We start from the raw sequence: 13529 nt of genomic DNA, 5'->3' as shown, positions 1-13529 counted from the left end.
GAATAATGTTTAAAAATGCGCCAAACTATTTTAGATGTAAATACAATTCGGTTACAGTCAAAAACTTTCCATCAATTGGGTAGGTTAGTAGGATTGTTTCTGTTAGTCTTTCTTTATAGTCCGTTGCCAGTTTTAGCCGCAGTAGAACCTTTACAAGCTTTAATACAAGTTATCGACTACCAAAAGAAAGGAAAAAAATACAAGCCATTATCTGGTATAAAAATTTTAGTTAATCCAGGACACGGTGGGAAAGAAACCGGTGCTGCTGGTGCCACTGGATTTTTAGCCAAGGATGCGAATTTAATTGTTTCTCAATTACTGCGTACTGAGTTACAAAAACGAGGTGCTACAGTGGTGATGACCAGGGAAGATGATCGGGAAATATCTTTACTGGAACGTCAAACAATCATTAATCAAGAAGAACCTACAATTGCTATTACCATACATTATACGGCTGTAGAGAGTGATGGTGATGCAGAAAAAACCCAGGGAGTAAGAAGTTTTTGGTATCATCCCCAATCCCATAGTCTAGCAATAGCCATACATGACTATTTAGTTAATAAATTAGGACGTAAATCTCAAGGTGTGTATTGGAATAATTTAGCACTGACTCGTCCAGAAATTGCACCATCAGTAGTGCTGGAATTGGGTTTTATGACACATCCTGAAGAATTTGAGTGGATAGTTAACCCCCAGGAACAAAAAAAATTAGCGATCGCACTGGCTGAAGTAATTGTAGAGTGGTTTAGACAGTCTAGGATCTAAGTATTCTTCATTCCCAGAAAAACGCCATAATATAGCGGTATGCACTTGAATGAGATACATTATAGTCCCCTCATCGCTTGCGGGGAGGGGGTTGGGGGTGGGGTTCTTGTATCTCACTCCACTAAGAATCGCTATAGGTGTATTTCAACCAGACCAAACAGCAACTGTAGAAACTCCCACAAAATCGCCATTTTGAGTATTACCAATAGCATAAAGGTGATAAAGGGAATAAGTACCAATCACATATTCCCGTAAATTTGTGAGATTTAATTGCAATAGTTGATCTAAAGGATCGATGTTATAGCAAAATTCAGGATCTTCATATTCTGCGACAGAACCAAAGGGAGCAAAAGAACAAGTAATAACAAAATCAATTGCATCAAGTAACTGATAAATAGTTTGCTCCTGAGAATTAGCAAATGCTAAATAAAATTCTCTGGTAGTTGTGTCTGGTGTAGTCGCAAACTCCAACCCCTTTAATACATTTTCTAACGTATTAATTAATGTCTGATTGCTGTCAATAGAGATAAAATCTGTGGAAACTTGGACTCGCTCAGTGTCGGTTCTGATATTATCCATAGAACCTATTTTGGGTGCAATTCCCAACCAATTACCCTGATGAGTTTCAGCAATAATAATATAAAAATTATCCAGGTTTTGATCTGGTGATACCGGATCGAATTGAATAATTTTATAAACGGCAATATTTTTACACTGCGTTTGCAACGTGGTTTCTAATGTTTGACATTTTTGAGAAATTTCTTCAGGAGTTAAATTTGCTTCTAAAGTCAAATAGGTGATGAGATTACTGCTATTAGTGATCACAGACTGCAAAAAATCATCCCATACCACCGACTTCATAAACCCTTGTGCTAAAAGTAGTTTATCTATTGTGAATTCTCCCTGTTCATCTACTTTCCAAACAAATGTTTTAAAAGGATAACAGCTAGATTCACTTTCATAAATTTCTAAACCGGGTAGCACTACTGCTAAACGATTTACTAATTCTTCTGTTGATAAATTTTGTTCATTCAAATCGAAATCAAATGAGCGAGGTGAAAATATTTCCTTTTCTTCCTCTTCATCATCTAATTCAGTAGATAATGACTCAGTGGGGGGTTGATAACTAGGGTTCTCTCTGCGAATAGTCGTTTCATAAAATTCCATAGCTTCGGTTTCATTAGCAAATTCATGAGTTTCAAAAGAGTATGCCTTGAAACCAACTCCATCAATTGTGATACTGACTGTACAATCAGAAAGAGTAATTGTTTTGATATAATTGTATTTTCCGTCATCAAAATATATTGTATGACTAGACATATATTTAAAATCAATTAACAGTTTAATGTTATTGTCTCATAAATTACCAATTTTAAATATAATTTTTATGGATTTTATTAATGTAAATTTATGCTTAAAAGCTATAAATATAGAGTGGTTAGATAGATAAAGATCGCTCCCATTACAGGACTAATTATACATATCAGAACTAGTCCAATACCTAACCATGCTACTCCACCCATTGAACCTGCTTCCGCAGGAGGAGAATTGCGATCATGTTGCCATGCTAGTAGTAAAGTTAAATATATTGCGGAAATTCCGCCAGTTACTAACCCTAGAAACCCAGCCAGCACTAATAATATCAACTTCCATATAAAACCGACTTGCACTAAGGCTAAATAGCTTGTCTGCGGTAAAAACAAGATACGGGCAAAATTTATTATCATGTAATTTTCATCATTGAGAATTTTTAAGCTTCACTATAATACAATATTGTTTTATTTAACCAGGGTTAGTTTTATTTAACCCTGCTTGTTTTGCTGCTTTAAAATTCCGAATTATAAACTACCCTAATTTTTTGGCATCTGCAAACCGTTGATTAATTTCATCCCAATTCACTACATTCCACCAAGCTTCTAAATAATCAGGTCGGCGGTTTTGATATTTTAAATAATAGGCGTGTTCCCAAACATCATTACCAAAAATTGGGTATTTGCCTTGCATAATGGGACTATCTTGATTTGCTGTAGTTGTGATTTCCAATTTACCGTTTTTGCTGCGAACCAACCAAACCCAACCACTACCAAAACGACCAGCACCAGCTTGATTAAACTGTTTTTGAAAATCTGCGAAACTGCCAAAATTATCTTTAATTGCAGTTGCTATTGCTCCCATAGGTTCACCACCTCCATTAGGTTTCATTATTTTCCAAAACATCGAGTGGTTAACATGACCACCACCATTATTTCTGACTGTAGTTCTAATATCTGCCGGCAACTGATCAAGATTTTGCAGTAGTGCTTCTACAGATTGGTTTTTCAGTTTTGGGTATTTGTCTAATGCCTTATTTAAGTTGTTCACATAAGCTGCATGGTGTTTATCGTGATGAAACTGCATTGTTCTTGCATCAATATGCGGTTCTAGTGCGTCGTAAGCATAAGGTAAAGGAGGTAATTGAATAGCAGTTGGGGAAGATGTTTCAGCAGTAGCATTGCTATCTAAAATAAAAGCACCCGCACTAGCACCCAGTAAAACCAAGAAATGACGACGATTTAAGCTCATAAGCCTTTTTGCAGCTAAGTTTTTGTAATTTTACTTACAGTTTTTACTGTTTTAGATCATAACTGCAAAAACGTATTTAGGAATGGTGAGTTTTACCCCTCCAGAATATGAGGTTAGTTATAACGCTGCAACCCACACTACGATAAAGTTATCATTTGATCTGGTAATTATTCGTAGATTGATTTATTTAACCGTAAGATAGTTTCAACACAACAATAGGTATGAATGTGTAATTAATTTTATCCAATTACTTATTTAAAAAATTTGTTTTAGGCAAAAAAACGTGATCAGGTTCATAATAGTGAATCCAGAAATACAGATTTTTTAATAGGAGACTAATATGGTTAACTTGAATGCTGCATAGGTTACTAAAGGTCAATTTTAATAAAGTTCATATAAGAACTTTTTTGCTTTATTCAAGTTAAATTAGCCATTGTATCCAATGAACAATAATCATAAATATCAACAAAAAACTGCGCTAATCACAGGGTCAGCACATGGAATTGGCTACCAATTGGCATATATTTTTGCCCGTCATAGTTACAATCTGGTTTTAGTGGATAAAGATGAAGAAAAACTTGCAGTTATTGCTGGAGAATTTATCCAAAAATTTGGGATTTCTGTCAAAATTTTAGTTAAGGATTTATCTATATCAACATCTCCAGAAGAAATATTCAACGACTTACAGCAATCAGCAATCAAGATTGATGTATTAGTTAATAATGCTGGATTTGGTACTTATGGAGTATTTAGCGAAACTGACCTCACTACAGAACTAAAAATGTTACAGGTAAACATAGTGAGTCTCACTCATTTAACTAAGTTATTCCTCAAGGATATGATCTGCCAAGGCTATGGAAAAATATTAAATGTTGCTTCTGTTGCAGCTTTTCAACCAGGCCCACTAATGGCAGTATATTTTGCGACTAAAGCTTATGTTTTATCGTTTTCCGAAGCGATCGCTAATGAATTAGAGGGTACAGGTGTAACAGTCACTACTCTTTGTCCAGGACCGACAGCATCAGAATTTCAAAAAGCAGCCGCAATGGAAGAATCCAAAATTTCTCATGTTAATAGAATGATGAATAGTGAGACTGTTGCTAAAATTGGCTACGATAGTTTAATGGCCAATAAAACTATTGCAATTCCTGGTTTGAGAAATAAAATATTAGCGAAATCCGTTAGATTTGCACCCAGAAATATAGTTACCCAAGTCGTGAGAAATATGCATGAACAAAGGAAATAATCCAGAAATGATGCAGATGAGAAGTGGATGTTCCCAAACGATCGCCCCCATTTAGTCGATTTCATTTCAGTATAGTGGGAAAACTAAAAGTATAAATCGAGCCTTATCTGACGATTCCAAATACCTAAATCTATAATAAATTCTGCGTAATTATTCAGCTATAGCCATCTTTCATACCCAGGTCTCCGACTTCTTTTATTTATTGTGTCCATAAATGATAAATTGATTTCAGAAGTCGGGGTTCTTATTACTTCAACTGAATTCTTACGTTTTTAGCACTATAATAAATATAAAAATTTAGTTTCCCAGTAGCAAATTAATCAAGATTATCCATGCAAATGGAGGCTAATAAAGATGACCCAGGAATTGATTGACCTCAGAAATAGCATTTTACAAGGAAATTACGCGGAGGCTTTAGCAATTGTAGATGAATTAGAAGGAATGAGTAAACAAGCTAATCTTAGACAAATTCAATCATTTTTGAAAATCCTCCTCATTCATTTGATTAAAAACCAAATAGAACAAAGATTAACAAATTCTTGGGCAGCTTCTATTCGTAACTCAATTAGAGAAATTCAAAAAATCAATCTTAAAGAAAATAAAAAATCCTATTACGTCAATCAAGATGAATGGGAAACATTAATAGAAGAGGAAGTAATTGAAGATGCCATTGCTGATGCGAGTTTGGAAGTCATGAACGGTAAATATAGCCAATTTAAACTAGCGGACATGGTAGATAGAACAAAATTGATTGAAATAGCTGTGAAGTTTTTAGGATTAAGTTATTCCTATTCACCTAAAGCATTACCCAAAATTGTGGCAGAAACATTAACTCAATTACCTGGTGGAGAAGATTGGAATATTGATAACTCAAAAAAGTAATAAATTAGGACGGGGAAACCCCGCCCCTACGATTAATCTAAATTAACCGAAATATTTGATGATTGCGTCAGCAAATTCAGAACATTTCAAAGGTTCTACAGGTGGTTCAATCATCCGCGCTAGGTCGTAGGTAACTTGACCATTGGCTATGGCCGCACTTAATCCTTTTTTAACCAAATCTGCGGCTTCTTGCCAACCCATAAATTCCAGCATCATCACACCGGAAAGGATTACAGAACCGGGGTTAATTTTATCCAACCCTGCGTGTTTTGGTGCTGTACCATGAGTAGCTTCAAAAACCGCGCAGGAATCGCCAATATTTGCCCCTGGACCCATACCTAAACCGCCAACAATCGCCGCAGCAGCATCAGATAAATAATCACCGTTCAGGTTCATTGTCGCCAGAATAGAATACTCATCTGGTCGGGTTTGGATTTGTTGAAAGATACTATCGGCAATGCGATCATTGACCATGATTTTCTCTTTCCATTTGCCATTTCCATGACTTGCCCAAATATCATTAAGAACTGTTTCCACTTCTTTGACAATTTGCGCTTTTTTCTCTGGAGTTAAGGCATCAAAGCCAGGATCAATCATTCTGGCGTTTTCTTCTAGGGAGAGATTGGCGTTTTTCTCCTTATTGCCCAAAATCCAAGATTCCCTTTCTGTAACACACTCTTGGCGGAATTCGGTGGTTGCTAGTTCATAACCCCAGTCACGAAAAGCGCCTTCGGTGTATTTCATGATGTTGCCTTTATGCACCAAAGTTACTTGTTGCTTGTTTTTGGGCAACGTCAAAGCGTGCTTGATGGCACGTCTCACTAAACGTTGAGAACCGCTTTTACTGATAGGCTTAATACCAATACCCGCATCCAGGGGAATTTGCTTTTTACCATGTTCTGGAGTTGCGGGAATCAATTCTTCGTTGAGAATTTTAATTAGGCGATCGCCTATTTCACTTCCCTGTTTCCACTCAATCCCCAAATAAATATCTTCCGTATTTTCCCGATACACAATTACATCCAATTTTTCAGGATTTTTGTGTGGAGATGGTGTACCAGCGTAGTAACGGCAAGGACGCACACAGGCATAAAGGTCAAAAATTTGACGTAATGCCACGTTTAAAGAACGAATCCCACCACCCACGGGAGTAGTTAAAGGTCCTTTAATAGCAATACCATACTCTTTAATAGCCGTGAGAGTATCCTGGGGTAAATACTGGTATGTCCCATACAAATCACAGGCTTCATCGCCAGCATAAACCTTAAACCAGCTAATTTTTCTTGTACCTTTGTATGCCTTAGCAACCGCAGCATCAAGCACTTTTTCAGTTGCTGGCCAAATATCTATACCTGTTCCATCACCGCGAATAAAGGGGATAATGGGATTTGCCGGAACAACAGGTTCACCATTTTTGAAGGTGATTTTTTCGCCAGTCGTCGGAGGGGTAATCTTGTCGTACATAGTTAACACATTTCAAATAGAAGAAGTTCAGGAGGCAGAAGGCAGGAGGCAGGAGGCAGAAGGCAGAAGACAGGAGTCAGGAGTCAGGAGTCAGGAGGCAGAAGGCAGAATTTCAGGAAGAAGAAAGAATTAATTTTCTCCCCCATCCTCCTCATCCTCCCCATCTCCCCATCTCCCCATCTCCCCCTGCTCCCCTGCTCCTCTGCTCCCCTGCTCCACTACATCCCCTGCCCTTTGTTTGAGGCGCAGATCATCCCCTGCTGTACCTGATGGTAAATTATTGGTAGCTCAGACGTAGATTCCAGTTAAACCGTCGCTATTTTGTACAGTCAAAAATAGTAAACTACTTTTCGCTATCTGTGCTTCACTTTGTAGAATGCCCAATAGCTGATTCGTTTGTTCACTGAACCGCTAACACGAGTAATGGCATGACAGACCCAATGATTGTATCAGGCACTGCTAATGACATCGACTCCCTGCGCCAAAAGTTAATCGCTGGGTCCCAAAAAGTCCAACAACAAATTATCCCCCAGTTAGCTGACTTGGGTAATGAGGGATTACAGGTGTTGCAGGAATTTTTACTGAAACGTCGTGACACTCCAGCAACTTGGATTGATGGTAAAGCCTACCAAGTAGTCTACAACTCTGATGCACCGACAGCCAAGGAATTTTTAGAAACTTACTTTCCTGAAGGAATTGTACCTCTAAAATCCGACTGTGGGATCAGTTACAATTCTTTGCAACAATTACTCATTCGTCAAGAGTTCCAAGCCGCTGATTTGTTGACGATCCAAAAAATGTGTGAAGCAGTAGGACCACAGGCTGTACAAAGAAAATGGTTGTATTTTACTGAGGTCGAAAATTTCCCAATTCAGGATTTACAAACAATTAATTATCTTTGGGTGGTTTACTCGGAAGGTAAATTTGGCTTTTCTATACAGCGAGAAATTTGGTTAGGTTTGAGTAAGAACTGGGAAAATTTATGGCCAAAAATCGGCTGGAAGGACGGTAATAAATGGACACGCTACCCACATGAGTTTACATGGGATTTAAGCGCCCCTAGAGGTCATCTACCCCTTTCTAATCAACTGCGGGGTGTGCGGGTGATGTCTTCACTTCTCAATCATCCTGCTTGGAATACCTAGTACAGCACGGCGTAAATAAACCAACCATTCCAAGTCAATGAAAGGCCTATAGAATTAAGTTTTTTGACTTTTGACTTTTGATTTCCGCCCTGCGGTGCTAGACCGTTGGCCGGAATACAGGTAATGGATTAATTGAAATGCTCGGATACATTTAACAAGTATGAGCTAAATTTGGGCGTAGCTGAGTGCAAGTATGAATTTGTTTCACGCAGAGGTGCAAAGAGGCAGAATTTGAGAAATAAAATGATTTCTGGGAATTAATCGAAAATCCAAAATTGTCTGACTTTTATACCTCGATTCAGCAAATATCTAAATTGAAAGAATGAGGTTTATTGGATTGAGAACTACTGATTTCACACAAAGACGCAAAAATATTTTTAGCCTTTTTGCGTCTCTGGTCGAAATCAACTTTCTTTCATTTCTATTTGCAAAGGCAAAATTACAGTAAAACTAGAACCAACTCCTACTTGAGAAACTAGCTTAATTTCACCTTGTAATAGTTTTACTAAGTGCGAAACTATTGTTAAACCTAAACCACTACTATCAGGTAGATGAGACTTTTGAGTAGTGCAACGAAAATAGGGTTCAAAAATCTGCTTTTGGTTTTCTGGCGTAATGCCAATCCCTGTATCTTCAACGATAAGTTCCCCTTTTTGATGATCTGATATGTGAAAAGTAATATTAATAGTTCCCGACTCTGTATAACGAATTGCATTACTAACAAGATTTATGAGAATTTGTTGTAATTGAAATGCATCTGTGATGATTTTTTGGTTTTTTTGTTCACAATTAATTATGAGGTCTAATTTTTTTTCGACAGCTAAAGGCTCAAGCATTTCACATACATTAGTAATGATTTTGCAGACATCCGTAGATGTCAGTTCAAGTTTGATTTTGCCAGACTCATATCGGGATACTTCTAGTAAATCATTAATTAAACGTAGCAATTGTCTGCCATTACGTAAGACTCGTTCAATATGTTCAATATTGTGAGAAGTTTCTTTTTCATCAGTTTTTTGATATTGACGTAAAAATAAATCAGAGTAACCAATAATCGAAGCTAGAGGCTGTTTTAGATCATGAGTTAGTAAAGAGAGATTTTCTCGATTAGCATTAACTAATCTAGTTAGTTCCTGATTGTGCAACATTAAAGTCTTATAAAGATGGTCTAATTCTCTTAATCGTTCATCAACATAACTATTAAAACAGCGAGCAATGGCTTCATCAAGTACAGCGTTAATCAACCGAAAAGCCCGAATTATATCTCTAGGAGTTCCCTGCAACAAGTCTTCTTGTATTACATTACATATCACTGTTCTTAAATGATGATATTCCCTAGCAATTTCTTCTGAGTTAAAGCCTTGTGTGGCTCTAATTAATCCATGTTCCCAACTAGCAGTGACGATTGATTTAAAATCATTGCTCTCATCTGTTGAAAGAACTGTTACTATTGCTTTCAATATATATGGGATGTGATTTTTAATTGCACTGAAGGATAGATTGTCAGCACTTTCTATCTGTTTATCTTGGCGAACAGCTATCACCCATTTATCTAAAATAATATCATTTTTGTCAGCCAGCACTTGACTAAAATCCATTTATTTAAATTCCGTGAATCTAATGTAAACTAATAATTTTAATTCTTCTAGAAGATGATCATTCACAATTATCGACATCAATCATGATATGAAGATGAATTAGGGCTTGTTTAATAAAGCTAAAACATAGATAAACCGAGTCTACTTTGAAACCCATAGTTTTTTCTTGTTCAGGTTTTATTCCCAAATCGTATACTGTTCTCTGTTCCCTCTTGAAAAACTTCAGTTCTCGACTTGGATGAGGTTTATATCAAGAGTTGGAAGGTTAAAAAGGTAAATCAGGTGCAAGGAATAAGCGTTAAAACTACCAAAAACATATCACTGGATCTGATTCAAGACTATTCTTCTAATTCTTCCTCCTGACTCCTGAACGGCAGTTGCTACAAGTCGGGAAACCCGCCCAACGCACTGCCTCCTCCTGACTTCTAGCCCTAACGGAAAGACTTTTATGGCTTACGCCACGCTCCGCTATCAGCAAAACCGAATTATATATGATCAAAATCATAGATAGCAACTAATCCGTCAACTACGACTTTTAAAATGCCATGAATCTCCTAAAATATCAGAAAAGTACAATAGGAGCATCTAAAAGCAGGGCGGAGTTTATAGTTACTATTCCCTTATAATTGTATAAAACTGCCAAATACAACGAATTAATTTCATAATGGCAAAAGTTCTTCTAGAAAATATTCAGCGTAAATTTAACAATGTCACTGCGATCGAGGATATTACCTTTGAAATTCCCGATGGTGAGTTTTGGGTGTTGGTTGGTCCTTCAGGATGTGGAAAATCTACGATTTTGCGGACTATTGCTGGTTTGGAAACTGCGACATCTGGGAATTTGTTTATAGGCGATCGCCTGGTTAATGATATACCAGCAAGAGCGCGTGATGTGGCGATGGTATTCCAAAATTATGCCCTTTATCCCCATAAAACCGTAGCCCAAAATATTGCTTTTGGGTTAGAAATGCGGAAGGTTGACCGGAAAATTATTCAAGAACGGCTATTGACTGTTGCGCGATCGCTATCTCTAGAAAATCTCTTAGACAGAAAACCTAAACAACTTTCTGGAGGACAGCAACAACGGGTAGCATTAGGGAGAGCGATCGCCCGTCAACCACAACTATTTCTACTGGATGAACCTTTATCTAATTTAGATGCTCAATTACGAGATGATACCAGAGCAGAATTAAAACAACTACATCAACAATTAAGAATTACGACAATTTACGTCACCCATGACCAAGTTGAAGCCATGACTTTGGCTGATAAAATTGTGGTGCTAAATCGGGGACGAATTCAACAAATTGGTGATCCTCAAAGCATTTATGCTTTACCGGCTAATGAAATGGTAGCCAGTTTTTTGGGTAATCCACCCATGAATATTTTACCCGCCATCTATAAAGGTGATAATTTTGATATTAGCGGACAGTTATTAGCAATTCCTGAAAATATTAAAAACTCTTTAAATTTACACCCAGAACAAATTTGTAATTTGGGTATTCGTCCTGAACATATTTATATTAACTTAGACGAGCAATCAACTTTCGGCAGGATACTACAGAAAAACGGAGAATACAGAGAAGAAGTAAGTGATTTGTTGGCGGAAGTTAAGGTTATTGAACCTTTGGGAAGGGAAACGCTGATTCGTACTAGTTTACCTAATTCTTTTGGTTTTATAAATGTACAAGTCCCTGGGGGTGTACGTTTACATCCAGGAGAACGTTTGCATTTGCGATTAGATTTAGATCATTTATTTCTGTTTGAACCTAGTAATGGCAAGAGAATTTTTCCCATTACTAGATAGCCTATTTTTTAATAATTTCTGATTCTTAATCATAGCTTAGACTCTAGACGCTTCATATCTTGCTATTCTAGAGTTGATATGGTGGTTGTGATTAGATGGACTAATACCATTTCCCGAAAACCCGGATACAAATTATTAGCTGCTCCCCTGCTAACTATTTGTATCAACCTGAAAGTTAAACGGTATCAGGGACAAATTTGGCGCTTTTGCTGTCACCTTTGTTATCCTCTATCATCTGTATTTATGTACAGATATTGAGTTGAGAATGCAACTTAGTCAGTTGTAAATACGTCCTCTATTTTAATGTCTCACGCAAGTCTCTTTTTATTGGATTATGATTAACTGGAATAGATTTTCGGCAAGCTATCGTTTATGGCGGCGGTATTGTTTGTATCCGCTGATTTCTCTAAGTGTAGCTTTGAGTGTGTGCTTGAGTACACTTCAACCAACTAGAGCTATAGATTTATTACCACTTTTATTTCAAGGCGCTCAAATACTTCAGTTGTCTAATATATCTGATCGCCAGGAAGTTGAGCTTGGTAAGCAGATGAATGATGAGTTGCGCCAAGAGGTGAGAATTTCCCGTAATCAACAGCTTACAAGTTATGTGGAACAGATTGGGAGACGATTAGTGGCTAATAGCGATCGCCCAAATATTCCTTATACTTTTCAAGTGGTTGAGGATGACACTGTTAATGCTTTTGCGACTCTGGGTGGTTTTCTCTATGTCAATACAGGACTAATAAAAACTGCGGACAATGAAGCGGAACTAGCCAGTGTTATAGGTCATGAAATGGGTCACATTGAGGGTAAACACTTACTTAAACAAATGCGACAAAAAGCGATCGCATCTGGTGTAGCTACAGCAACTGGTTTAGATCGAAATAAAGCAGTAGGTATTGGTGTAGATTTAGCACTCAATCGCCCACGTAGTCGTCAAGATGAATATGATGCAGATACAAGAGGATTAAGAACTTTAACACGAGCAGGTTATTCTCCCTCAGCAATGGTTTCGTTTATGAAAAAGCTGCAAGGAAGAAGTTCAATCCCCACCTTTTTGAGTACACACCCTGGAGCAAGCGATCGCGTTAAAGCTCTACAACGCCAAATTGACCTCCAACCAAGTAAAAGCAATTTTGGTTTGGATAATGCCGCTTATAAAGCTAACATCCGAGCCTTTCTCCAGTAGAAATTTTGCTTTGGTTAGTCAAAAGTCTCCTTATTTGCTAAATTGAGCAAATTTCTGTGAACCTGAAATTCAATATATTCGTTGTTTGTGACGGCGACTAACCTTAACTTCTTTTGACTTAATCTTCATAACTGCTTTTTCTAATGGCAAAGTCCGTACGGAATTGCTAAAAACATTGACCTGATAAACCAAGTTATTGGTAATATCAAGTCCCGTTAGCCAGCCACTGCGGGGATGATATGCTCCAGTATCAATATCTAACCATCCTTGTCCTAGTGCCAACTGACCAGGAATAACCCCTGGTAAAGTGAAGGTAATTGTATGACCAACAATAATTAATTTGTTAGCAAAATACGGCTCTTCCATGCTGTGAAATTCTTCTCTGATCCAGCAAAGTTCTTCAGCCGTTTGTTCAGAAACAGATTTTCTGGGATTAACACCCGCATGAGTTAACCAATAATCTCCCAAGTCTATAAATACTGGTAAAGCCGAAAACCAATCTATATGTTCTTGGGGAATTTGCGCCGCTTGATAACTGGCAATAGTAGCTTGTCCACCACTGTAAAGCCATGCCTGTAAAGCTTGATTAGATCGGGACTTATTACTCAATACATTTAGTAACATTTGTTCATGATTTCCTAGCAGACAAGAATAGTTATTTTGCTTAACAAAATCTACTACCTGTGCGCTCTGCGGACCACGGTCTATTAAATCTCCCAAGAAATAAACCTCATCTGCTGATGAGGGTGCAATTTTATCAAAAAGGTTCATTAAGCCTTGGTAGTAACCATGTACATCGCCAATTATTATTCTGCGTGGACTAGTTTCGCTCATCGGCTCTTGCCTTGAATAAAGTTCTTAGATAGTTTAA

The 13529-nt window shown here is 37.4% G+C and carries 12 protein-coding genes; 6 read left to right on the top strand and 6 right to left on the bottom strand.

The window, feature by feature from the left end:
• Nucleotides 1-15 precede the first annotated feature (15 nt).
• Nucleotides 16-765: an N-acetylmuramoyl-L-alanine amidase family protein gene (locus ACLLO5_RS16905; RefSeq protein ID WP_413171657.1), complete on the top strand. Its 750-nt coding sequence runs from the start codon at nt 16-18 to the stop codon at nt 763-765.
• 144 nt (nt 766-909) lie between these two features.
• On the opposite strand, the gene ACLLO5_RS16900 is transcribed toward ACLLO5_RS16905, so the two are convergent.
• From ACLLO5_RS16900 to ACLLO5_RS16890, 3 genes are all read right to left on the bottom strand, one after another.
• Nucleotides 910-2085 carry a nuclease A inhibitor family protein gene (locus tag ACLLO5_RS16900; protein ID WP_413171656.1) on the bottom strand — a complete coding sequence of 392 codons (1176 nt, stop codon included), beginning with the start codon at nt 2083-2085 and terminating at the stop codon, nt 910-912.
• A 101-nt stretch (nt 2086-2186) separates the two neighbouring features.
• Entirely contained in the window at nt 2187-2492 is a 306-nt protein-coding gene (locus ACLLO5_RS16895) for a hypothetical protein (protein WP_413171655.1), read from the bottom strand.
• A gap of 118 nt (nt 2493-2610) precedes the next feature.
• Nucleotides 2611-3327: a superoxide dismutase gene (locus ACLLO5_RS16890; protein ID WP_413171654.1), complete on the bottom strand. Its 717-nt coding sequence runs from the start codon at nt 3325-3327 to the stop codon at nt 2611-2613.
• 442 nt (nt 3328-3769) lie between these two features.
• On the opposite strand from ACLLO5_RS16890, the gene ACLLO5_RS16885 reads away from it, so the two are divergent.
• Nucleotides 3770-4573 (top strand): SDR family NAD(P)-dependent oxidoreductase, encoded by an 804-nt coding sequence (locus ACLLO5_RS16885; RefSeq protein ID WP_413171653.1) that lies wholly within the window; start codon nt 3770-3772, stop codon nt 4571-4573.
• A 354-nt stretch (nt 4574-4927) separates the two neighbouring features.
• The gene (locus ACLLO5_RS16880) at nt 4928-5455 is read left to right on the top strand and encodes a DUF29 family protein (protein WP_413171652.1); all 528 of its coding nucleotides are present in this window, start codon (nt 4928-4930) and stop codon (nt 5453-5455) included.
• Between the two features lie 42 nt (nt 5456-5497).
• On the opposite strand, the gene ACLLO5_RS16875 is transcribed toward ACLLO5_RS16880, so the two are convergent.
• Complete coding sequence (locus ACLLO5_RS16875; RefSeq protein ID WP_413171651.1) at nt 5498-6919, bottom strand: NADP-dependent isocitrate dehydrogenase; 1422 nt, start codon at nt 6917-6919, stop codon at nt 5498-5500.
• A gap of 428 nt (nt 6920-7347) precedes the next feature.
• On the opposite strand from ACLLO5_RS16875, the gene ACLLO5_RS16870 reads away from it, so the two are divergent.
• The gene (locus ACLLO5_RS16870) at nt 7348-8064 is read left to right on the top strand and encodes a GUN4 N-terminal ARM-like repeat domain-containing protein (RefSeq protein ID WP_413171650.1); all 717 of its coding nucleotides are present in this window, start codon (nt 7348-7350) and stop codon (nt 8062-8064) included.
• Nucleotides 8065-8468: 404 nt separating this feature from the next.
• On the opposite strand, the gene ACLLO5_RS16865 is transcribed toward ACLLO5_RS16870, so the two are convergent.
• Complete coding sequence (locus ACLLO5_RS16865; RefSeq protein ID WP_413171649.1) at nt 8469-9662, bottom strand: sensor histidine kinase; 1194 nt, start codon at nt 9660-9662, stop codon at nt 8469-8471.
• A gap of 664 nt (nt 9663-10326) precedes the next feature.
• Here ACLLO5_RS16865 and ACLLO5_RS16860 point away from each other — a divergent pair.
• Together ACLLO5_RS16860 and ACLLO5_RS16855 are read left to right on the top strand one after the other, a co-directional pair.
• Nucleotides 10327-11469, top strand: coding sequence for an ABC transporter ATP-binding protein (locus ACLLO5_RS16860; protein WP_413171648.1), 1143 nt, complete (start codon nt 10327-10329; stop codon nt 11467-11469).
• A gap of 334 nt (nt 11470-11803) precedes the next feature.
• The gene (locus ACLLO5_RS16855; protein WP_413171647.1) at nt 11804-12658 is read left to right on the top strand and encodes a M48 family metallopeptidase; all 855 of its coding nucleotides are present in this window, start codon (nt 11804-11806) and stop codon (nt 12656-12658) included.
• A 69-nt stretch (nt 12659-12727) separates the two neighbouring features.
• On the opposite strand, the gene ACLLO5_RS16850 is transcribed toward ACLLO5_RS16855, so the two are convergent.
• Nucleotides 12728-13492 (bottom strand): metallophosphoesterase family protein, encoded by a 765-nt coding sequence (locus tag ACLLO5_RS16850; RefSeq protein ID WP_413171646.1) that lies wholly within the window; start codon nt 13490-13492, stop codon nt 12728-12730.
• Nucleotides 13493-13529 lie beyond the last annotated feature (37 nt).

This window comes from Anabaena azotica SJ-1 (assembly GCF_047275885.1).
Taxonomy (GTDB): Bacteria; Cyanobacteriota; Cyanobacteriia; order Cyanobacteriales; family Nostocaceae; genus Trichormus_B; species Trichormus_B azotica_A.
Note: the sequence above shows the minus strand (reverse complement) of the source record. Positions and strands in the feature narration are given on the sequence as shown.